Origin of the sequence: Janibacter indicus (assembly GCF_900176385.1) — a bacterium.
Lineage (GTDB): Bacteria > Actinomycetota > Actinomycetes > Actinomycetales > Dermatophilaceae > Janibacter > Janibacter indicus.
Window position 1 is genome coordinate 73997 of the sequence record NZ_FWXN01000004.1, and the last position, 20627, is coordinate 94623.

The window sequence follows — 20627 nt, forward strand, 5'->3', positions numbered from 1 at the left end:
GTGCCCATGCGTCTCCTTGGTGTCCTCGGCGGAATGGGTTGGTCGGCGACGGCGGAGTACTACCGCCGTCTCAACGAAGGGGTCGACGCGCGCCTGGGCGGGTTGCACAGCGCCCGTGTCCTCGTGCACAGCCTCGACTTCCAGCCGGTCGACGACGCCGAAAATGCCGGTGACTGGGACGAGATGGCCCGGCTGCTCGTCGAGGGGGCCCGGAGCCTGCAGGCCGGGGGAGCGGAGGGCATCATCCTCGCCGCCAACACGATGCACGTCGTGGCCGACCAGGTCGCCGAGGCGGTCGACCTGCCCTTCCTGCACATCGCCGAGGCGACCGCTCGCCGGGTCGAGGCCTCGCGGCAGCGCAAGATCGGGCTGATCGCCACGCTGACGACGATGTCGGGGGACTTTTACACCGCTCCCTTCGTCGAGCGCGGCATCGAGGTGCTCCTGCCCGAGGAGGCCGAGCGGCCCGAGGTCGACCGGATCATCTACGAGGAGCTCGTCCACGGGGTCATCAAGGACACCTCACGGCGCGCCCTGCGCTCGGTGATGCAGGGGATGGCCGAGCGGGGCGCCGAGTGCGTCGTGCTCGCGGGCACCGAGCTCGGCCTGCTGCTCGAGGAGGACGACTGCCCCGTGCCGCTGCACGACACCACGGCGATCCACGTCGACCAGGCGCTCGACTGGATGCTCACCGAGGGCTGACCCATCGAGACGGTCGCTGCGCGACCTCCTCAGGGACCGTCGTCACCAGGGGACGTCGATCTCGGCCTCTCCGGTGACGACCTCGACCTGCTGGCCGGCGAAGTCCACGAGGCTGCCCGCCCGGACCTGCGCGCCGCGGCGCGTCTCGGGCTGGCCGTCGACGCTCACCTCGCCGGCGGCGATGACCTCGCGAGCCATCGCGCCGTCCTCCACGAGGCCGGCGAGCTTGAGCAGCTGGCCGAGGCGGATGGACTCGTCACGAATGTGGACCGGTGCGGGAGAGCTCACCCCACCAGCCTAGGACGCGAAGGGGGCGCCTGACGCCCCCCTTCGTCGAGTCGTCGCTCAGCCGGCGATGCCTGCGGCGGCGATGTCGCGCTCGGCGAGGGCGACCTGACGCTCGTCCTCGGTCATGCCGCCCCACACGCCGAAGGGCTCACGGATGGCGAGGGCGTGCTCGCGGCAGGCGAGCATCACGGGGCAGCCGGTGCAGATCTCCTTGGCGGCCGCGTCGCGGAGGCGGCGGGCCGCGCCGCGCTCGCCGTCGGGGTGGTAGAAGGACTCGCTGCCCGTCTCGCGGCACGCGCCCTCGAACTGCCACTCCCACAGGTCCGCGACCGGACCGGGCGCCTTGTCTGCCTGTGCCATCTGTCTACCTCCGTGCTCAGGGTGCTGTGGAGGTCGAGCACCCCCGTGATTTCTCTGCCAACCTAAGAAGATCGGCGCAAACAGAGGTCGACGAAAAGGTATGGGTTTGCCCCGAAGTTGAGCCATTTGGTCAGCGATTGGTCAGGTCCGGAGGCGCGCTCGGGGTGACTTAGGATAGGGAGATGGATTTCGGTGACCCGACCGCCCGTGACCACACCGGGGGCGCGGCCCCCGACCCCTTCGCCAAGGTGGGCCTGACCTACGACGACGTCCTGCTGCTGCCGGGCTACAGCGAGCTGGCCCCCGGCGACCTCGACACCACGAGTCGGCTGACCCGCGAGATCAGCCTCAAGACGCCGCTCATCTCCGCGGCGATGGACACCGTCACCGAGTCGCGGATGGCGATCGCCATGGCTCGCCAGGGCGGCATCGGTGTCCTGCACCGCAACCTGTCCATCGCGGACCAGGCCTACCAGGTCGACCTCGTCAAGCGGACCCAGACGGGCATGATCACCAACCCCGTCGTCATCGGGCCCGACGCGACGCTCGACGACCTCGACCAGCGCTGCGGCGAGTACCGCGTCTCCGGGCTTCCCGTCGTCGACGAGTCCGACGTGCTCATCGGCATCATCACCAACCGCGACCTGCGCTTCACCCCGGTCGCCGAGTGGGCCACGACCCTCGTGCGCGACGTCATGACGCCGATGCCGCTCATCACCGCCCCGGTCGGCATCTCCCAGGAGGACGCCACCCTGCTGCTGCGCCAGCACAAGCGCGAGCGGCTGCCGATCGTCGACGAGCAGGGTCGGCTCGCCGGTCTGATCACCGTCAAGGACTTCGTCAAGAGCGAGCAGTTCCCCAATGCGAGCAAGGACGCGCAGGGCCGCCTGCTCGTCGGTGCCGCCATCGGCTACTTCGGCGACGCGTGGGAGCGGGCGACCACGCTCATCGACGCCGGTGTCGACGTGCTCGTCGCCGACACCGCGCACGGCCACGTCAAGCTGCTCCTCGAGATGGTCGAGCGGCTCAAGTCCGATCCCGCCACCCGGCACGTGCAGGTCATCGGCGGCAACGTCGCCACCCGCGAGGGGGCCCAGGCCTTCATCGACGCCGGCGTCGACGGGATCAAGGTCGGCGTCGGGCCGGGCTCGATCTGCACCACCCGCATCGTCACCGGCGTCGGCGCCCCGCAGATCACCGCGGTCCACGACGCCTCGCTCGCGGCCAAGCCCGCCGGCATCCCCGTCATCGCCGACGGTGGCCTCCAGTACTCCGGTGACATCGCCAAGGCGATCGTCGCCGGGGCCGACACCGTCATGGTCGGCTCGCTCCTCGCCGGCTGCGAGGAGAGCCCGGGCGAGCTGATCTTCGTCAACGGCAAGCAGTTCAAGGCCTACCGCGGCATGGGCAGCCTCGGTGCGATGAGCAGCCGCGGCAAGAAGTCCTTCAGCAAGGACCGCTACTTCCAGGCCGAGGTCACGAGCGACGACCAGCTCGTGCCCGAGGGCATCGAGGGCCGGGTCGCCTACCGCGGCACCCTCGCCCAGGTCGCCCACCAGATGGTCGGTGGCCTGCGGCAGTCGATGTTCTACGTCGGCGCGGGCACCGTCCCCGAGCTGCAGGCGAAGGGGAAGTTCGTCCGGATCACCTCCGCCTCCCTCAAGGAGAGCCACCCCCACGACATCCAGGGCATCGTCGAGGCGCCCAACTACAGCCTGGGCTGACCATGTCTGCGCGGGGGGAGCAGCACGTCGAGCCCAAGGCCCTGGGGCCGATGTGGTGGCTGATGATCGTCGTCGGCCTGCCCGTCGTGCTCCTGCTCATGGCGGTCCTGTCCTTCGCCATGACCATGCTCACCCGCATGCTCGTCGAGGGGCAGACCGAGCCCGACGCGCACGTGCCGACCTTCCTCGCGTGGTTCGTGCTCTTCGGCGGTGCGGCGCTCGTCTTCTACGTCCGCGACACGTGGCGACAGCTCAAGGACGAGCGCGTGCACGTCGACGTCTTCGGCAACGAGCTGCGGATCGACCGGTGGTCACCGCCGCACGAGCGGGAGCGATTCGCCGAGCGGGTCGCGGCCGACGAGGGGGCCCGCACCCGCCAGGCGGGGCGGCGTGACGCCAGCGCACCGGCCCGTCAGCGACCTGAGCCCACCGAAGACGAGCTGCGTGCCGCCGCGCTGCGTCGTCGTGAGGTCGGGCCGGGGATCCCGACGTCGACCCGTGGCAGCGGCCGGGGCCTCGACCTGCTGGGCGCGATCGGCGGCATCTGCCTCATCGCCTGGTTGCCCGCCCTCGTCGTGCTCGGCGTCGTCCTGAGCAAGCTGCAGGACACGATCGCCCCCGAGTGGGCCATGCTCTCCCTGGTCCTGCTGCCGATCGGGTGGCTGCTCTCCTGGACCGCCGGGCTGCTGCGGCACCGCTGGTTGCGCACCCGCGAGACCCGCAGCGACCTCGCGGGGTTCCACATGGTCACAGCCTTCGTCGGGATCGTGATCCTGACGCTGACCGGCATCACCGGGCTCGTCATGCGCGACGAGGCAATCGGTGTCGCCCTGATCAGCTTCCCCCTCGTCGCCCTGTGTGTCTGGGTCATCCGGCACGAGGCGCGGCACCACATCTCCGACGGCCCGAGTGGCGACGGCCCCAGCGGCGACGTCGACCTGACCTTCGTCACCTCCGACTGAGCGTCGCCCGGTAGCCCGGCAGCACGGCCCCACCGTCCTCGCTGCGGTCGACCGATCCGGCAGCCAGCACCGCCCGGGTGATGGCCCGGCTCACGCAGTCGGCTGCCGCGGTCTGCAGCTCCACCACGTCGAAGGGAGTCGGCGTCACCCCGCCCGGTGTCGACAGCGCGAAGACCGTGTCGCCGTCGAAGGCCGTGTGCACGGGGGACAGGGCCCGGGCGAAGCCGTCGTGGGCGACGCCCGCGAGCTTCGAACAGCCGGCCTTGTCGAGCCGGGCATCTGTCGCGACGACCGCGAGCGTCGTGGCGGTCCCCGCGCGCAGAGCCTGCGCCTCGGCCTCCTGACGCTCCCAGTGGGCTTGCACCGCAACGGGATCCGGCTCGGGCAGGTCGACCTCGCCCGGCGCGAGCAGGCGCTCGGCGAGCAGCCGGCCGTCGGGGGAGAGGGGTGAGCCGACGGCGTTGACCGCGACGAGAGCGCCGACCGTCGCGCCCGACGACAGGACGAGGCTCGCCGACCCGATGCCGCCGCGCAGGCCCCCGGCACGGGCTCCGGTGCCGGCGCCGACACCCCCTTCGTCCACCGGGCCGTCGCTCGCCGCGAGGTAGGCCGCGCGACCCTCGGCCGGACCGGGGTGGTGGCGCCAGGAGCCGGCCCGCCCGAGGTCGAAGAGGATCGCCGCGGGCACGATCGGCACGACCTCTCCCGGCCCGGGACCGACCGGCCAGCCGCGCCGCTCGTCGGCGAGCGCAGCGACCACACCGTCGGCGGACGAGAGCCCGTAGGCGCTGCCGCCGGAGAGGACGACGGCGTCGACGGCGTCGACGAGGTTGCGAGGGTCGAGCAGGTCGGTCTCGCGGGTGCCCGGGCCACCACCGCGCACGTCGACCCCGCCCGTGGTGCCGAGCGGCGGCACGACCACCGTCGTGCCGGTCAGCCAGCCGGGCTCGTCACGGGTGGCGTGGCCGACGCGCACGCCGGGCACGTCGGTGATGGCGTTGTGGACTCCGGGGCGCATGGCACCAGCATGCACCGGGTGACTGGTTGACTGGGGTGATGACGACCAGCGCACCGATCCCGGTCCTCGACGGCCACAACGACCTGCCCTGGCACCACCGCGAGGTGGCCGGCTACGACCTCGACGCGTGCGACATCGCCCGACCGCAGCCGCACCTGCACACGGACCTGCCGCGGATGCGCGAAGGGGGTCTGGCCGCCCAGCTGTGGTCGGTGTGGGTGCCGTGCTCGATGGAGGGTGAGGACGCGGTCGTCGCGACGCACCAGCAGATCGACTTCGTCGAGGCGATGTGCCGCCGCTACGACGAGATGGTGCCGGCCCGCACGGTCGCCGAGGTCCGCGCCGCCTGGGCGGAGGGCAAGCACGCGGCGCTCGTCGGCATGGAGGGTGGGCACAGCATCAACGGCTCGCTCCAGCACCTCGCCAACTTCGCCGACCGCGGTGCGCGCTACATGACGCTCACCCACAACGACAACACGCCGTGGGCGGACTCGGCGACGGACGAGCGCGTGCACGGTGGGCTGACCGACGTCGGGCGCGAGGTCGTGGCGGAGATGAACCGCCTGGGGGTCATGGTCGACCTGTCCCACGTGAGCGCCGAGACGATGCACGACGCGCTCGACGCGACCCGCCTGCCGGTGCTCTTCAGCCACTCGGGAGCCCGCGCGATCTGCGACCACCCGCGCAATGTCCCCGACGACGTGCTCGAGCGCATCCCGGGCAACGGCGGCATCGTCATGGCCAATGTCGTGCCGAAGTTCGTCAACCAGGCCCGCGCCGACGAGGTCCTCGGCCGCACCGACGTCGTGCCCGACCCGGTGGCGACCCTCGAGCACGTCGTCGCGCACTTCGAGCACCTGCGGGAGGTCGTCGGCGTCGAGCACGTGGGCATCGGGGCCGACTACGACGGCGTCGACGAGACGCCCGTCGGGCTCGAGGACGTCGCGAGCTATCCGCGCCTGCTCGCTGCGCTGGGGGAGCGGGGCTGGAGCCGCAGCGACCTCGAGGCCCTCGCGCACGGCAACGTGCTGCGCGTCCTCGAGGCCACCGAGGTGTAGCTCAGAGTCGGCCGTCGGGGAAGGTGGGCTTCGAGCCCTGCGGCTTCGGCGGCGCCTGGTCGTGGACGGTCGAGCCGCGCACCGTGTCGGTGCCGGTGAGGTTCTTCTTCGCCATGGAGGAGAAGCCGGCGATCTGGGAGGTGTACTTCCCCTTCGTGCGGCTGTCGACGAAGCCGGTGGCCGTGTCGATGAACTTGGCGGCCTGCTCGGGGTTGTTGTGCGCCCACTGACGGGCGGCCTCGGCGGCGGTGATGATGACGGCGGCGTTCTTGAGCTTGCGCATCCGGGGGTTCCTTCCCTCGTGGGTGTCTCCATCGTGCCCAACGACCGGGGCCCAGTGTGGATTCCGGGGCCCCGGTCGTCGTGTGCTCGCCGGCCGTCCCCCGACGACCGCGACGACGGTCAGATGCCGCTCGGCAGGTAGGGGATGTTCCAGCCGCTCCACTCGCCGGCCGTGGAGGCGCTGACCGTGCGGGTGAGCAGGCTCAGCCGCTGCCAGTCGCCGTTCTTCCACTGCGCGGAGTAGAGGGTCTGGCGGAAGGCGCCGCCGTTGGCGGGGCGGGCGGCCTCGGACGCGATGACCTTGACCGCGCCGGTGCTCGTCGTCGTCCGCTTGTAGCCCACCGAGGACCACACCGAGCCGTCGGTGACCCAGCGGTACCGGGAGCGCGGGTCCTTGAGCGTGGTCAGCCGTCCGTCGCGATAGGTGAGGACCTGCGAGTAGGCGGTGTGGGCGCCGAGGTCGGTCTTGGTGACGAGCTCGTAGCCGGCCTCGCCGTCGATCTTCGCGGCCCCGAAGAAGGCATCGCGGCCCATCCTGCGCTGGGTGTCGGTGACGACCTGGAGCCGCTCGCCGTCGGCGGTGTGCACGCGGGTGGTGATCTTGTCCCCGCCCTCGGCGGTGGCACCCCAGTGCGTCTGCGCGACGGAGTCGGAGCGCCCGTCGCCGTCGACGTCGGCCCGGCTGACGATGACGCAGCCGCTGCCCTTGCCCTCGCAGGCATTGGGGCCCGCGGACCCGCCCGAGCCGGCGGCCTGCGCCGTTCCGGCGAAGCCGGTGGCGGCGAGCGCGAGCGTGATGGCGGTCGTGGTGGTGGTGCGCACGTGCTTCATTGCTGATCTCCCCTGATGATCTGCGGCCCCCTGTGGCCCGCGTCATCTCTCCAGACGTGCCTCGGGTGCGGCCGGTTGCGTGGTCTGCAAAAAACTTCCGAGCACGACGAAGGGGGCCGCTCCCGTCACGGGAGCGACCCCCTTCGCCATGGGGTGGGCAGGGCCTCAGTGCACGAGGACCGGAGCGCTCTCGCCCGGCTCCTCGTCGAGCAGGTGGCTCTCCTCCCGCTTGCGCGGCAGGAAGGCCGCCACGACGAGGGTCGCGAGGCACATGAAGGCGGAGACCCAGTAGGTCGCCGCGAAGGCCTCGGCCATGTCGACGCGCACGGCCTGCATCAGCGCCGCGGCACCGGCCTGCGGGTCTGATGCGTACTGGGCCATGATCTGCGCGACCTCGGGGAACTTCGCGAGCAGCTCCTGCATCGCACCCGGGTCGGTGGCCTTGGCGCTCTCCTCGCCGAACTGCTGGGCCTGACCGATGAGCGGCCGGTCCTCGAAGCCGCGGGTCAGCACGACCGACGCGATGGCGACGCCGAAGGAACTGGCGACCTGCTGGGTGATGTTGAGCAGCGTCGAGCCACGGGCGACCTGGTGGGCCGTGAGGGCCTTGAGCGAGCTGGTCATGAGCGGCATCATCGTCGCGCCCATGCCCAGGCCCATGACGAAGAGCGCCGGGATGACGAAGCCCCAGTAGCTCGAGTCCGCCGACAGCTGGGTGAAGGCGAACATGCCGCCGGTGATCAGGGCGATGCCGACCGGGACGATCCGGCCGACGGGGTACTTGTCGACGAGCATGCCGGCGATGGGCATGGTGACGAGTGCGCCGAGACCCTGCGGGATCATCAGCACGCCGGCCATCGTCGTGCTCTCGCCGCGCACCTGCTGGAAGTAGGTCGGCATGAGGAGCAGGCCGCCGAAGAAGGCTGCCGCGAAGAGGAACATCGTCAGCGCGGCGACCGAGAACTGCCGGTTGGCGAGCAGGCGCAGGTCGAGCAGCGGGTGCTTGGGCCGCATCGACCACCAGGCGAAGGCGAGGATGAGGACGAGCCCGGCCAGCGCCGTGCCGTAGACCTTGGGCGAGTTGACCGTGCCCTCCTCGGGGATCGAGGAGACGCCGTAGAGGAAGAGCGCCAGGCCCGGGGACATCAGGAGCAGGCCGACGACGTCGAGCGACTCAGTGGGCTCGGTGTGGTCCTTGGGCAGGGCGATGGCGGCGTAGACGAGCGCGACGATGCCGAGCGGCAGGTTGATCAGGAAGATCCACGTCCAGCTCGGGCGGCCGAGCCAGTGCGCGTTGTCGATGAGCCAGCCGCCGAGGATCGGGCCACCGATCGGGCCGAGGAGCATCGGGATGCCGAGGATCGCCATGAGGCGACCGATGCGGTCGGGGCCCGCCGCGCGGGTCATGATCGTCATACCGAGCGGCATGAGCATGCCGCCACCCAGGCCCTGGACGACGCGGGCGCCGATGAGCATGCCGATCGACGGGGCGAAGGCGCACAGGACCGAGCCGGCGACGAAGAAGGCGATGGCCATGAGGTACAGGCGCTTGGTGCCGAAGCGGTCGGCGGCCCACCCGGTGAGCGGGATGACCGTGGCCAGGGCGAGCGTGTAGGCGGTGACGGTCCACGCGACGGTGGAGTAGTGCAGCGGCTCGGGGCCGGTCGCCAGGTCGGTCTGGAAGTGGGGCAGGGCGACGTTGACGACCGTGATGTCGAGGATCGACATGATCGAGCCGAGGACGACGACGCCGGCGATCTTGAGCACGGCGGCGTCGATCTTGTCCGGGTACTCCGGTGGCAGTGAGGGGTCGTGCGTGGTGACGGACACAGGAGTCTCCTGGGAGAGTGCGAAGGGGGGAGGCGGCGGCCTCGCCGCCACCCTGGCCACACGCGGATAGATGTATGCGTCGGCCAAGTAAGTATGCGCCCTCGTGGGTGAGGGGCCAAGCCAATTAGGGTGTGCGGGTGAACGAGAACGAGATCGGCCGAGGCAAGCGGGGCCGCAGGGCCTACTCCTTCGACGACATCGCGGTGCTGCCGAGTCGGCGTACGCGCGACCCCGAGGAGGTCTCCCTGGACTGGCAGATCGATGCCTACCACTTCGAGATGCCGGTCATCGCCGCGCCGATGGACTCGGTGATGTCGCCGACGACGGCGATCGCCTTCGGCGAGGCCGGGGGGCTGCCGGTGCTCGACCTCGAGGGGCTGTGGACGCGCTACAGCGACCCCGAGCCGCTCCTGGCGGAGATCGCCTCGCTCGACCCCGCCCTGGCGACCGCGCGCATGCAGGAGATCTACGCCGCCCCGATCCAGCCGGAGCTGATCACCGAGCGGCTGCGCCAGCTGCGCGCCGCGGGGGTCGCCGTCGCCGGTGCCCTCAGCCCGCAGAACACCCAGCAGCACTGGAAGACCGTCGTCGACGCCGGGGTCGACCTCTTCGTCATCCGCGGCACGACCGTCTCCGCAGAGCACGTGAGCAGCCGCAGCGAGCCGCTCAACCTCAAGCGGTTCATCTACGAGCTCGACGTGCCGGTGATCGTCGGTGGCGCCGCGAGCTACACCGCAGCCCTGCACCTGATGCGCACCGGTGCCGCGGGCGTCCTCGTCGGCTTCGGCGGGGGAGCGGCGCACACGACCCGGCAGGCGCTCGGCATCCACGCCCCGATGGCCAGTGCGGTCGCCGACGTCGCGGCGGCCCGCCGTGACTACCTCGACGAGTCCGGCGGTCGCTACGTCCACGTCATCGCCGACGGCGGGCTGGGCACGAGCGGCGACATCGTCAAGGCGATCGCCTGCGGTGCCGACGCGGTCATGCTCGGTGCCGCCCTCGCCCGAGCCACCGATGCACCCGGGCGCGGATTCCACTGGGGGGCCGAGGCGCACCACCCCGAGCTGCCTCGTGGCGCGCGGGTCGAGGTCGGCTCGGTCGCCCCGCTCCAGGAGGTCCTCTTCGGCCCCAGCCGGGTCGCCGACGGCACGACCAACCTCATCGGCGCCCTGCGCCGGGCCATGGCCACCACCGGCTACACCGAGGTCAAGGAGCTGCAGCGCATCGAGGTCGTCGTCGCGCCCCACCAGCCGAGCTGACCGGGGTGGTCTGACGCTCCCTGAGGAGCTTGCGCAGCGAGCGTCTCGAAGGGAGTCGCGTGCGGCCTCGGTTCACATGTCCTTGAGGTCGTGCGCCCTTCGAGGCACTGATGGTCGGGAGGCAGGGCCATCCGCGCCGGGCGGCGCCGCGGTGACGCCCCCTTCCGTGTGACGGTCCGCCCGCCCGTGTCACTCCATGCGGTCACACAGGTGCCGCCTGTGTGACACAGATGCGGCCGGGCTCGGCCGCGGCTCACCCGCAGCGCCAAGGCCGGGTTCCCCGTCTTCTCAGGGGCCGGAGCCTCTCCTCAGGGGCCAGAGTCGGCCGCGTCGCGCGCATCACGTCGCGCACTCTGGCGGGCCCCCGGCTGCACGGTTATCTTGGGGTAATGACCTCGGAGATCATCGCTGACCCTGACCTCGACCCCACCGCCACCTATGCGGTCGACCCGGGGCGTGCCCGACGTCTGGCCAGCCGGGTGGTCGCCTCTCCCACGGCAGCGACCTTCACCCGCACCTCCCCGCTGACCGGCGGGCCGATCGCGGCGCTCCCGACGTCGAGCGCGCAGGACGTCGACCGCGCGGTGATCGCGGCTCGCGCGGCCCAGCCACGGTGGGCGGCCACGTCCTTCGAGGAGCGTCGCCGGGTCCTGCTGCGCTTCCACGACCTCGTCCTGGCCAAGCAGGTCGAGCTGCTCGACCTCGTCCAGATCGAGTCCGGCAAGGTGCGCAAGCAGGCCTTCGAGGAGGTCCTCGACACGGCTCTTGCCGCGCGCTACTACGGCCGGACCGCCGAGGCCCACCTGCGCCCGCGCAAGGTCGCCGGCGCCTTCCCGGTGCTGACCCAGACCCGCGTGCAGCACCACCCCAAGGGCGTCGTCGGCATCGTCTCGCCGTGGAACTACCCGCTGAGCCTGGCGATCACCGACGCGCTGCCCGCACTCATGGCCGGCAACGCCGTCGTGCTGCGCCCCGACCAGCAGGGCTCGGTGACCGCGCTCGCCGGGGTCGAGCTGCTCGGCGACGCCGGGCTGCCCGAGGGTGTCCTGCAGGTCGTCCTCGGCTCGGGGGCCGAGGCAGGTCAGGCCGTCGTCGACACCACCGACTACGTCTGCTACACCGGCTCGACCCCGACCGGCCGCCGGGTCGCGGTGTCCGCTGCCGAGCGTCTCGTCTCCTTCAGCCTCGAGCTCGGCGGCAAGAACTCCGTCTACATCGCCGACGACGCCGACCTGGGTCGCGCGGTCGAGGGTGCGGTGCGCGCCTGCTTCTCCAGCGCGGGCCAGCTGTGCATCTCGACCGAGCGGGTCCTCGTCCACGAGGCGATCGCCGACGAGTTCATCCCGCGCTTCGTGGCCGCCGTCGACGCGATGACCCTCGGCACCGAGCTCGAGTACGGCTACGACATGGGCTCGCTGGTCAACCAGGCCCAGCTCGACACCGTCACCCGCCACGTCGAGGACGCCGTCGCCAAGGGGGCCACGGTCCTCACCGGCGGCAAGCACCGCCCCGACATCGGGCCCTATGTCTACGAGCCGACCGTCATCGAGGGCGTCAGCGCCGGGATGGAGTGCCGCGACGACGAGACCTTCGGGCCGCTCGTGGCCATCTACCGGGTCGCCGACGACGACGACGCGGTCCGGCTGGCCAACGACACCAGCTACGGGCTCAACTCCTCGGTCTGGACCACCGACGTCGCCCGCGGGCGACGCATCGCCGCGCGCATCAAGTCCGGCACGGTCAACATCAACGAGTGCTACGCCGCCGCCTGGGGGTCCATGGGGGCCCCGATGGGCGGCATGAAAGACTCCGGCATGGGCCGCCGCCACGGGGCCGAGGGCATCCTCAAGTACACCGAGGCGCAGACCGTCGCCGCCCAGTACCTCGTGCCGATCGCACCCGCCTTCGGGCTGAGCGACAAGACCTACTCCAAGGCCCTCACCGCTGGCCTGAAGCTGATGAAGATGGCAGGGATGAAGTGACCCCGGACGTGACCACCGACACCGACGTCCTGGTCATCGGCTCCGGCTTCGGAGGCTCGGTCGCCGCCCTTCGCCTGGCGGAGAAGGGCTACCGGGTGACCATCCTCGAGGCCGGGCGCCGCTTCGCCGACGAGGACTTCGCCGAGACCAGCTGGGACCTGAAGAACTTCCTGTGGGCGCCCAAGGCCGGCTGTTACGGCATCCAGCGCATCCACATGCTCAAGGACGTGATGATCCTCGCCGGAGCGGGTGTGGGTGGCGGGTCGCTCAACTACGCCAACACCCTCTACGTCCCGCCGGAGGTCTTCTTCCGCGACCGGCAGTGGGGGCACATCACCGACTGGCAGGCCGAGCTCCTGCCGCACTACGACATGGCGAGCACGATGCTCGGCGTCGTCACCAACCCCTGCGAGGGGGTCGTCGAGGACGCCATGCGCGACGCGGCCGCCCAGATGGGCGTGGCCGAGACCTTCCGCAAGACGCCGGTCGGCGTGCTCTTCGGTGACGACGACTCGCGCGAGCAGCAGGGCAAGGACGTCGGCGACCCCTACTTCGGTGGGGCCGGCCCCGCGCGCACGACGTGCACCGAGTGCGGCAACTGCATGGTCGGTTGCCGCGTCGGCGCCAAGAACACCCTGATGAAGAACTACCTGGCGCTCGCCGAGGGGCTCGGTGTGCAGATCGTCCCGATGCGGACCGTCACCCGCGTCGGCGTGGTCCCCGGCACCGAGGGCCCCGACGAGGTCTACCGGGTGCGCCACGAGGCGACCGATGCGTTGGGGGACAAGAGCGCCCGCGTCACGACGGCCAGCAAGGTCGTCGTCGCGGCCGGCACCTGGGGCACGCAGACCCTCCTCCACGAGATGAAGGCCGACGGCGAGCTGCCGGCGATCAGCGACTTCCTCGGGCAGCTGACCCGGACCAACTCCGAGGCGCTCGTCGGGGCGCTCGCCGACAGCCCGCCGGAGGGAGAGCACGACCTGACGAAGGGCGTGGCCATCACCTCCTCCTTCCACCCCGACGCAGACACGCACATCGAAAACGTGCGCTACGGCCACGGCTCCGACGCGATGGGTCTGCTCACGACTCTGCTCGCGCCCCCGCGCACCGGTCACGCCCCGCGCTGGGCCAAGCTGCTCGCCGAGCTGCCGCGCCAGCTGCCGGCGCTCAAGGCGTGGTTCCCGCCGGGCACGCACTTCGCCGACAGCACGGTCATCGGCCTGGTCATGCAGTCGCTCGACAACTCGCTGACGACCTCTCTGACGACGGGACCGGGTCGGCGCCGGCGGTTGACCTCGACGCAGGGCCACGGTGAGGAGAACCCGACCTACATCGCGGCCGGGCACGAGGGCATCCGGGTCCTGGCCACCAAGCTGGCCGAGCGGATCGGGCGCCCCTTCTACCCCGGCGGCACGTGGAGCGAGGCCTTCGACATCCCGCTCACCGCGCACTTCCTCGGCGGCGCCCCGATCGCCGACTCCCCGGCCACCGGCGTCATCGACCCCTACCACCGTCTGTGGGGCCACCCGGGCATCAGCGTCGTCGACGGCTCGGCCGTCTCTGCCAACCTCGGGGTCAACCCCTCACTGACGATCACCGCGCAGGCCGAGCGCGCCTTCTCGCTGTGGCCCAACGCCGGTGACGCCGATGGGCGCCCCGCTCAGGGCGACGCCTACCGGCGCCTCGACCCGGTGCCCGCCCGCACGCCGGCGGTCCGCGAGTACACGCACACCAGCTCCAAGGTGTCGCTGCCCATGCCATCCGTGCGGAGGGCGTGAGGGGCGCCCAGAGCGCTCACGTAGCCTGAGCGGGTGCTCCGGACCGCCCTTCGCCCCCGCTATCTGGGGCTGCTCGTGGTGGCCCTGGTGCTCGTGGTCCTCGGCATCATCGCGGGCCGCTGGCAGTGGTCCGTGGCGCACGACGTGGCCCGGGCCGACGCGGTCCGTGAGGTGCAGGAGCAGCCGGTGCGGCCGCTGGCCGAGGTCATGGCCCCGCACGAGTCCTTCCCCGACGACGGGTCGGGCCAGCGGGTGACCGCGACCGGTCGCTACGTCGGTACCCCCCTCGTCGTCGTGGACCGGCGCTACGAGGGGCAGCACGTCGAGTGGGTCCTCGACCGCTTCGTCGTGGACGGCACCGGCGCCAACCTCGCCGTCGTCCGCGGCTTCGTCCCCGAAGGGGAGGACCCCCCTTCGGCCCCGCAGGGAACCACCGAGCTCGTCGGGTCGTTGGCTCCTCCGGAGGCGCCGGACGAGACCGGTGGCGTCGAGGACGGTCAGCTGGCCTCGGTCGACATCGCCCAGCTGGTCAACGAGTGGTCGGGCGAGATGTACAACGGCTTCGCCTTCGCCGTCAGCGAGGACGGCGTCGCGCGGGCCGACGGTCTGGAGCGGGTGCCACCACCGCTGCCGGACACCTCGCTGCAGTTCCGCAACGTGATGTACGCCTTCCAGTGGTGGCTTTTCGCGGCCTTCGCGGTGTGGATGTGGTTGAAGATCGTGCGCCAGGCGGCGCGCCAGGACGAGGCGGACGTACCCGCCCGGGAGTTGGAGGAGTCGACGTGAGCAGCCACGAGACCAAGGCAGGTCCCACCGCGGACCCGAGAGCGATCGCGACGGCCCTGACCTTCTTCCGCGGGACGGCGATCGTCGCCGGTCTGGCGATGTTCGTCCTCATCGTCGAGATGGTCCTCAAGTACGGCATGGACAACGACGTGCTCTCGTGGTGGTCGCCGGTGCACGGACTGATCTTCATGGTCTTCGCCGTCGCGACGGCCAACCTCGGCTTCAAGGTCGGCTGGTCCGTGGGCCGGATGATCGTCATCCTGCTGCTCGCGTGCATCCCCTTCCTCGCCTTCGTCGAGGAGCGCCGCGTCGTCCGCGAGGTCACGCCGCTCACCACCTGAGGCGACGAAGGGGGAGCGCCCTCGCCCCGGTAGCCTGTGCGGGTGACGGAATCGCTCAAGACCTCTCCGGTCCTCGTCGTCGACTACGGCGCCCAGTACGCCCAGCTCATCGCACGTCGCGTGCGTGAGGCGAAGATCTACAGCGAGGTCGTGCCGCACACGATGCCCGTGGCCGAGATCCTCGCCAAGGGGCCGGCCGCGGTGATCCTCTCCGGCGGCCCCTCGTCGGTCTACGCCGAGGACGCCCCCTCGCTCGACGTGACGCTGCTCGAGGCCGGGGTCCCGGTCTTCGGCATGTGCTACGGCTTCCAGGCCATGGTCCAGGCGCTCGGCGGCACCGTCGAGCGGACCGGTCTGCGCGAGTACGGCTCGACCCGCGCGCAGGTGAGCGACCGCGAGTCCACGCTCTTCAACGGCCAGCCCGCCGAGCAGTCGGTGTGGATGAGCCACGGCGACTCGGTCACCGAGGCGCCCGAGGGCATGCGGGTCACCGCGAGCACCTCCGGCGCTCCGGTCGCGGCCTTCGAGGACGATGAGCGGCGCCTCTACGGGGTGCAGTGGCACCCCGAGGTGCTGCACTCGACCTTCGGCCAGCCCGTCCTCGAGAACTTCCTCGTCCGTGGCGCCGGGCTGAGCCCCGACTGGACCGCCGACAATGTCATCGACGAGCAGGTCGAGCTCATCCGCGAGACCGTCGGTGAGGACCGCGTGCTCTGCGCCCTCTCCGGCGGGGTCGACTCCTCGGTCGCTGCGGCGCTCGTGCAGCGCGCCGTCGGCGAGCAGCTGACCTGCGTCTTCGTCGACCACGGCCTGCTGCGGCAGGGCGAGGCCGAGCAGGTCGAGGAGGAGTTCGTCGCCGCGACCGGGGTCAAGCTCGTCGTCGTCGATGCCAAGGAGCGCTTCCTCGGTGCGCTCGCCGGGGTCACCGACCCCGAGGACAAGCGCAAGATCATCGGCCGCGAGTTCATCCGCGTCTTCGAGCAGGCGGCGCGCGACGTCGTCGGCGAGGGCGACGAGTCCGGCCACCCGGTCAAGTGGCTCGTCCAGGGCACGCTCTACCCCGACGTCGTCGAGTCCGGCGGCGGCACGGGTGCGGCCAACATCAAGTCGCACCACAACGTCGGCGGCCTGCCCGACGACCTGCAGTTCAAGCTCATCGAGCCGCTGCGCGCCCTCTTCAAGGACGAGGTCCGTCAGGTCGGCCGCGAGCTCGGGGTGCCCGACGCGATCGTCGACCGCCAGCCCTTCCCCGGGCCGGGCCTGGGTATCCGCATCATCGGTGAGGTCACCGAGCACAACCTCGACATCCTGCGCCGCGCCGACGCCATCGCCCGCGAGGAGCTGACCGCCGCCGGCCTCGACAAGGAGATCTGGCAGTGCCCGGTCGTCCTGCTTGCCGACGTCCGCTCGGTGGGTGTCCAGGGCGACGGCCGCACCTACGGCCACCCGATCGTCCTGCGCCCCGTCTCGTCCGAGGACGCGATGACCGCCGACTGGACCCGCGTGCCGGGTGACGTGCTGGCGCAGATCTCCACGCGCATCACCAACGAGGTCGAAGAGGTCAACCGGGTCGTGCTCGACGTGACGAGCAAGCCGCCGGGCACCATCGAGTGGGAGTGAGCGGGACCTCCCTTCGACCCGTCAGCCGAAGACGAGCTTCCACACACCCCCGATGAGACCGCAGAGGCAGATCAGCCCGACACCGCCACCGATCGAGACGGCGACCTGCCGCATGTCGAGGCCCGCGCGCCGAGGCTGCGGCGTCGTCCCGAGCTCACCCTTGGACACCATCGACTTCGGGACGGCGTAGAAGAGGTCGGCCGCCTGACCCGGCGCCACGTCGACGTCTGTGCGGGTCTCCCCGTAGGTCGTGAAGCCGACCGACGACTCCACCTCGAGCCGGTGACGTCCCGGGGCGACCGGGACGACGGTCGTGGGTGCGACGACGTCGACGCCGTGCCCGTCGACCCGGGCACGGACGATCGCACCCGTGGTGCTGCCCGTGATCGTCAGCCTGATCCACCCCTGGGGCGCGTTCGCGTTCGGTGTCATGGCGGCCACCCTAGGGGAGTGCTCCCCATCGTCTCGGTGAGGCATTGCCCGTAGGTTCGTCATCAGCACCTTGCCGCAGACCGAGAGAGACGAGGGGACGAGCAGTGACCGTCACCGATGGGATGGACGTCGAACGCGTGCGTTCAATCGCTCAGCAGCTGCTGAGCCAGAGCACGAAGATCGACGACGTGCGTGCGAGCGGCGAGGGGCAGATCAGTGTGCTCGAGGGGGCGTGGTCCGGACCCGACCTCGAGAAGTTCGAGGACGGGTGGGACCGGGCCATGCCGCAGCTCGACCACGCGGGTCAGGCGCTGCGCGACTTCGGCCGCGAGCTCGTCCGCCAGGCCAACGACCAGGACAAGGCATCCGACGGCGTCGGTGGCCGGACCGGCGGCCCGGTCGTGCCCCCGGGCAAGAGCGGTGAGGGGCAGTCCCTGCTCGATCGGATCATCAAGGGGATCGGCGACGGGCTCTCCAAGGTCTGGGAGGGCGTCAAGGGCGTCGTCGACTGGATCAAGGACAACATCTGGACGCCCCTCGGCATCCCGCTCATCCTCAAGGACATCTGGGACAGCGTCCGAGACATCTCGGCCAAGTTCAAGCAGGTGACCGACGACCTGCTGCGTCAGGCCGGCAAGTGGTTCGACGAGACCTTCCCCAAGCTGCTGAAGTGGGGCGAGAAGCTCGCCCCCGTCGGCAAGTTCGTCGGCAAGCTCGGCAAGATCTTCGGCAAGGCCATCCCGGGCCTCGGTGTGGGCTTCTGGGCCTGGGACATGAAGGATCTCGTCCATGACTGGTGGAGCGGCGAGATCAACCCGGCCGACTTCTGGAACAAGGGAATCCTCGGAACCACGGCGATGGTTGCCGGCTTCTTCCCGCCCTACGGCACCCTGATCGCCGCCGGCATCGGTCTGGAGCAGCTGCGCCACGAGTACATGCCGAAGATGGAGCGCGCGCTCGCCAACAAGCTGGGCCTGCCGGAGAACTCGATCACGACGGTGCGGGCCCTGGCCATGGCGCCGATCTACCCGCTCGGGCTCGCCGACCTCCTGCCCAACAAGGACTTCGACCTGCCCGGGCCCTCTCCCAAGGAGCTGTTCGAGGGCGGTGTCGACGCCGTCAAGGACGCCGGCGACACGCTGGCCGACCTCAACCCACTGCCCTGGCCCTAACAGACGCGCGCACCCCCGCTCGCCACTGCCGACCGTCTGACGCGAGGATGTCCTCATGACCCAACCTGCCGACACCACGATCGACCTGGCCGACGGCGCGGAGGCCGTCCGTCTCGTCGTCGACGACTACCGCACCTCGGGGGACGACGTGCTCAACCTGGGCATGCTCACCGACGAGGAGCTCTTCGCCTACACGCGGGACCTCGAGGAGGCCGCCCCCTTCGGGCTCTGGTTCGGGCGCCTGGAGGAGGTCGAGCAGCAGGCGGCGGCGCTCGGGGCGGTCCGGGCGCGAGCGGTGCGAGGTGAGATCGGCGCCGACCTCGGCCTGGCCGAGGTCCCGGTCGAGATCGCCGAGGACGGGACCGGCACGGTCTCGCTCGAGACGCCGGTCGTCGCCGGGATCACGCTGCGGCGCAACGCGATCCAGCTGTCCCTGCGCGTGATGGGGGCGATCGGTGAGACGTGGTATCTGCTGCGTCACGTCGAGGACGACATCTGGCTGCGGGAGACCGTCACCACGCAGGGCTTCCACCTCCTCGCCCTCGTGCGTCTGGGAGCCGAGGAGCGAGCGGTCTACATGAGCCGCCTCCAGCTGCCGGACGGGGCTCGCGAGCGCACGGCACCCGCGGTGTCCGCATCCTTCACGGAGCAGGAGCTCAGCGACGCTGCGGGCACCGGAGGGTTGAACTTCCTCCAGGACACCTACGTCATCGGCAACCTCACCACGCTCTCCCGCGAGTCGGGTGAGCCCCGGGCGCGAATGATCAACGTCCTGCACGACGGGTCCCTCGTGGCCGGTGACGTCGGTGGCGGCCGGGTGACCTACCGGGGGACCACCGTGGCAGACCTCGAGTCCGACTGGGACGAGTGGGTGGCCACCGTCGCCCAGACGGACGACGACGGGAGCTGACCCCCTTCGTCAGGCGGAGGCCAGCACGCTGCCGAGGCCGCAGAGGCAGATGATCGCCACGGTCGCGACGATGATCGCGATCATCACGCCCAGACCCTTGCGCGACTGCTTGTCGTGGCCGATCGAGCCGGTCGTGAACTGGTGCCACGGCACCGCGTAGAAGCCCGGCACCGTCTGCCCGGCGTGGACCTCAAGGGGCAGGTCGGCCTGGCCGTACTGCCGCATCCACTGCGCGTGCACGTGGACGTGGTGCCTCCCGGGACGAAGGGGGTAGAAGTTCGGCCCGAAGGCGGCCGGCACCGGGTAGCCGTCGATGTGCACCGTCGGCGTCAGGCCGGTGGTGAAGGCATTGCCCTGCAGGGTGAGCAGCAGCGCTCCGTGCCCCGGCGGGGGCTGCATCGTGCTCGCCTGCGGACCGGACACCGGCATCACCTGCTGACCGTGCGGCGACTGGCCCTGGGGCTGGTGGCCGTGCGGCTGCTGCGGCGGGTGCGGGGGAGGCGGCGTCGTCATGGGCGCATGCTCGCCCATCGGCCGGACGCGCGCCAATCGGGGAAGTGACGCTGGCCTACGCTGGCCGGGTGAGCAGCAACCCGGCGATGCGCGTCCTGGAGTGGCTCCTGCGGCGGGTCGTCGTGGGGCCACCGCTGCGGGCGTGGGTGCGACTGCGGGTCGAGGGCGCCGAGCACGTCCCGGCGACCGGCCCGGTGATCATCGCGAGCAACCACCTGAGCTTCATCGACTCGATGGTCATCCCGCTCGCCGCCGGCCGCAAGGTCGGGTTCCTCGGCAAGGCCGAGTACGTCACCGGCACGGGGATCAAGGGCTGGCTGGGCCGGCTGTGGTTCGGCGAGTTCGGCGGGATGATCCCTGTCGACCGCTCCGACGCCCGCGCCGCGGCGCGCTCGCTCGAGCTCGCCGAGGAGCACCTCGCGACCGGCGGGGCCTTCGGCATCTACCCGGAGGGCACCCGCAGCCGCGACGGTCTGCTGCACAAGGGCCGCACCGGTGTCGGCCGGCTGGCGCTGGCCTCCGGCGCACCGGTCGTCCCCTGCGCCCTCATCGGCACCGACCGGGCCCAGCCCGTCGACGCGCGGGGCATCCGCCCGCACCGCGTGACCGTGCGCTTCGCCCCGCCGGTCGACGTCGCGGCCCTCGAGGCCCAGCACGTCAAGGGCAAGCTGCTGCGCGCGATCACCGACGAGGTGATGGACGCCATCGCCGAGCGCTCCGGTCAGACGCGCAGCGCCGACTTCGCTGCACGGCCGGGGGCCTCCGCGCCGTTAGGGTGA

At 71.1% G+C, this 20627-nt stretch carries 21 protein-coding genes; 13 read left to right on the forward strand and 8 right to left on the reverse strand.

All coding sequences use genetic code 11. The features are described 5' to 3' along the window. Window positions 1–6: 6 nt before the first annotated feature. A complete protein-coding gene (locus tag B9B60_RS05585) occupies window positions 7–702 on the forward strand; it encodes an aspartate/glutamate racemase family protein (protein ID WP_084450404.1) in 696 nt (231 codons plus the stop codon). 42 nt (window positions 703–744) lie between these two features. Here the strand turns inward: B9B60_RS05585 and B9B60_RS05590 are convergent, their stop codons facing one another. Both B9B60_RS05590 and B9B60_RS05595 read right to left on the reverse strand, forming a co-directional pair. After that, on the reverse strand, window positions 745–990 hold the full coding sequence (locus tag B9B60_RS05590; RefSeq protein WP_084450214.1) for an RNA-binding S4 domain-containing protein: 246 nt from the start codon (window positions 988–990) through the stop codon (window positions 745–747). Window positions 991–1047: 57 nt separating this feature from the next. Further along, a complete protein-coding gene (locus tag B9B60_RS05595) occupies window positions 1048–1350 on the reverse strand; it encodes a WhiB family transcriptional regulator (RefSeq protein WP_084450215.1) in 303 nt (100 codons plus the stop codon). 182 nt (window positions 1351–1532) lie between these two features. Between B9B60_RS05595 and guaB the strand changes: the two genes are divergently transcribed. Beyond that, on the forward strand, window positions 1533–3074 hold the full coding sequence (guaB, locus tag B9B60_RS05600; RefSeq protein ID WP_084450216.1) for an IMP dehydrogenase: 1542 nt from the start codon (window positions 1533–1535) through the stop codon (window positions 3072–3074). A gap of 2 nt (window positions 3075–3076) precedes the next feature. After that, a complete protein-coding gene (locus B9B60_RS05605) occupies window positions 3077–4036 on the forward strand; it encodes a hypothetical protein (protein ID WP_084450217.1) in 960 nt (319 codons plus the stop codon). Here the strand turns inward: B9B60_RS05605 and B9B60_RS05610 are convergent. Then, window positions 4023–5054, reverse strand: coding sequence for a P1 family peptidase (locus tag B9B60_RS05610; RefSeq protein WP_084450218.1), 1032 nt, complete (start codon window positions 5052–5054; stop codon window positions 4023–4025). The two genes, B9B60_RS05605 and B9B60_RS05610, sit on opposite strands and share 14 nt — an antisense overlap. A 38-nt stretch (window positions 5055–5092) precedes the next feature. Here B9B60_RS05610 and B9B60_RS05615 point away from each other — a divergent pair, with 38 nt between their 5' ends. Continuing rightward, on the forward strand, window positions 5093–6112 hold the full coding sequence (locus tag B9B60_RS05615; protein WP_084450219.1) for a dipeptidase: 1020 nt from the start codon (window positions 5093–5095) through the stop codon (window positions 6110–6112). A gap of 1 nt (window position 6113) precedes the next feature. Here the strand turns inward: B9B60_RS05615 and B9B60_RS17295 are convergent, their stop codons facing one another. The 3 genes from B9B60_RS17295 to B9B60_RS05630 all read right to left on the reverse strand — a co-directional run bounded on the left by B9B60_RS17295 (window position 6114) and on the right by B9B60_RS05630 (window position 9055). Continuing rightward, entirely contained in the window at window positions 6114–6395 is a 282-nt protein-coding gene (locus tag B9B60_RS17295; RefSeq protein WP_084450220.1) for an antitoxin, read from the reverse strand. Between the two features lie 119 nt (window positions 6396–6514). Beyond that, window positions 6515–7216 (reverse strand): hypothetical protein, encoded by a 702-nt coding sequence (locus B9B60_RS05625; protein WP_143445449.1) that lies wholly within the window; start codon window positions 7214–7216, stop codon window positions 6515–6517. Between the two features lie 174 nt (window positions 7217–7390). Continuing rightward, complete coding sequence (locus tag B9B60_RS05630) at window positions 7391–9055, reverse strand: DHA2 family efflux MFS transporter permease subunit (RefSeq protein WP_084450222.1); 1665 nt, start codon at window positions 9053–9055, stop codon at window positions 7391–7393. 137 nt (window positions 9056–9192) lie between these two features. Here B9B60_RS05630 and B9B60_RS05635 point away from each other — a divergent pair, with 137 nt between their 5' ends. The 6 genes from B9B60_RS05635 (at window position 9193) to guaA (ending at window position 16821) form a co-directional block, all read left to right on the forward strand. After that, complete coding sequence (locus tag B9B60_RS05635; RefSeq protein WP_084450223.1) at window positions 9193–10314, forward strand: GuaB3 family IMP dehydrogenase-related protein; 1122 nt, start codon at window positions 9193–9195, stop codon at window positions 10312–10314. A gap of 389 nt (window positions 10315–10703) precedes the next feature. Further along, window positions 10704–12296: a succinic semialdehyde dehydrogenase gene (locus tag B9B60_RS05640; RefSeq protein WP_084450224.1), complete on the forward strand. Its 1593-nt coding sequence runs from the start codon at window positions 10704–10706 to the stop codon at window positions 12294–12296. An 8-nt stretch (window positions 12297–12304) separates the two neighbouring features. Continuing rightward, entirely contained in the window at window positions 12305–14074 is a 1770-nt protein-coding gene (locus tag B9B60_RS05645) for an FAD-dependent oxidoreductase (protein ID WP_143445450.1), read from the forward strand. Window positions 14075–14107: 33 nt separating this feature from the next. Next, the gene (locus B9B60_RS05650) at window positions 14108–14860 is read left to right on the forward strand and encodes an SURF1 family protein (protein WP_084450226.1); all 753 of its coding nucleotides are present in this window, start codon (window positions 14108–14110) and stop codon (window positions 14858–14860) included. Next, entirely contained in the window at window positions 14857–15201 is a 345-nt protein-coding gene (locus B9B60_RS05655; RefSeq protein WP_084450227.1) for a DUF3817 domain-containing protein, read from the forward strand. The genes B9B60_RS05650 and B9B60_RS05655 overlap by 4 nt, the downstream gene beginning before the upstream one ends. Window positions 15202–15243: 42 nt before the next feature. After that, the gene (guaA, locus tag B9B60_RS05660; RefSeq protein WP_084450228.1) at window positions 15244–16821 is read left to right on the forward strand and encodes a glutamine-hydrolyzing GMP synthase; all 1578 of its coding nucleotides are present in this window, start codon (window positions 15244–15246) and stop codon (window positions 16819–16821) included. 21 nt (window positions 16822–16842) lie between these two features. On the opposite strand, the gene B9B60_RS05665 is transcribed toward guaA, so the two are convergent. After that, a complete protein-coding gene (locus tag B9B60_RS05665; RefSeq protein ID WP_143445451.1) occupies window positions 16843–17253 on the reverse strand; it encodes a hypothetical protein in 411 nt (136 codons plus the stop codon). Window positions 17254–17375: 122 nt separating this feature from the next. Here B9B60_RS05665 and B9B60_RS05670 point away from each other — a divergent pair, with 122 nt between their 5' ends. Together B9B60_RS05670 and B9B60_RS05675 are read left to right on the forward strand one after the other, a co-directional pair. Next, window positions 17376–18425: a WXG100 family type VII secretion target gene (locus B9B60_RS05670; protein WP_223277918.1), complete on the forward strand. Its 1050-nt coding sequence runs from the start codon at window positions 17376–17378 to the stop codon at window positions 18423–18425. A 55-nt stretch (window positions 18426–18480) separates the two neighbouring features. Beyond that, a complete protein-coding gene (locus tag B9B60_RS05675) occupies window positions 18481–19335 on the forward strand; it encodes a hypothetical protein (RefSeq protein ID WP_084450231.1) in 855 nt (284 codons plus the stop codon). 9 nt (window positions 19336–19344) lie between these two features. Here B9B60_RS05675 and B9B60_RS05680 read toward each other — a convergent pair whose 3' ends face one another. Further along, the gene (locus B9B60_RS05680; RefSeq protein ID WP_084450232.1) at window positions 19345–19848 is read right to left on the reverse strand and encodes a hypothetical protein; all 504 of its coding nucleotides are present in this window, start codon (window positions 19846–19848) and stop codon (window positions 19345–19347) included. 68 nt (window positions 19849–19916) lie between these two features. Here B9B60_RS05680 and B9B60_RS05685 point away from each other — a divergent pair, with 68 nt between their 5' ends. After that, complete coding sequence (locus B9B60_RS05685; RefSeq protein WP_143445452.1) at window positions 19917–20627, forward strand: lysophospholipid acyltransferase family protein; 711 nt, start codon at window positions 19917–19919, stop codon at window positions 20625–20627.

What these genes read in the sequence shown, in the direction of transcription:
- B9B60_RS05585 (WP_084450404.1), top strand. Translation starts at nt 7, where the DNA reads ATGCGTCTCCTTGGTGTCCTCGGCGGAATGGGTTGGTCGGCGACGGCG.
- B9B60_RS05595 (WP_084450215.1), bottom strand. Translation starts at nt 1,350, where the DNA reads ATGGCACAGGCAGACAAGGCGCCCGGTCCGGTCGCGGACCTGTGGGAG.
- guaB (WP_084450216.1), top strand. Translation starts at nt 1,533, where the DNA reads ATGGATTTCGGTGACCCGACCGCCCGTGACCACACCGGGGGCGCGGCC.
- B9B60_RS05605 (WP_084450217.1), top strand. Translation starts at nt 3,077, where the DNA reads ATGTCTGCGCGGGGGGAGCAGCACGTCGAGCCCAAGGCCCTGGGGCCG.
- B9B60_RS05610 (WP_084450218.1), bottom strand. Translation starts at nt 5,054, where the DNA reads ATGCGCCCCGGAGTCCACAACGCCATCACCGACGTGCCCGGCGTGCGC.
- B9B60_RS05615 (WP_084450219.1), top strand. Translation starts at nt 5,093, where the DNA reads ATGACGACCAGCGCACCGATCCCGGTCCTCGACGGCCACAACGACCTG.
- B9B60_RS17295 (WP_084450220.1), bottom strand. Translation starts at nt 6,395, where the DNA reads ATGCGCAAGCTCAAGAACGCCGCCGTCATCATCACCGCCGCCGAGGCC.
- B9B60_RS05640 (WP_084450224.1), top strand. Translation starts at nt 10,704, where the DNA reads ATGACCTCGGAGATCATCGCTGACCCTGACCTCGACCCCACCGCCACC.
- B9B60_RS05665 (WP_143445451.1), bottom strand. Translation starts at nt 17,253, where the DNA reads ATGACACCGAACGCGAACGCGCCCCAGGGGTGGATCAGGCTGACGATC.
- B9B60_RS05670 (WP_223277918.1), top strand. Translation starts at nt 17,376, where the DNA reads ATGGACGTCGAACGCGTGCGTTCAATCGCTCAGCAGCTGCTGAGCCAG.
- B9B60_RS05675 (WP_084450231.1), top strand. Translation starts at nt 18,481, where the DNA reads ATGACCCAACCTGCCGACACCACGATCGACCTGGCCGACGGCGCGGAG.
- B9B60_RS05680 (WP_084450232.1), bottom strand. Translation starts at nt 19,848, where the DNA reads ATGACGACGCCGCCTCCCCCGCACCCGCCGCAGCAGCCGCACGGCCAC.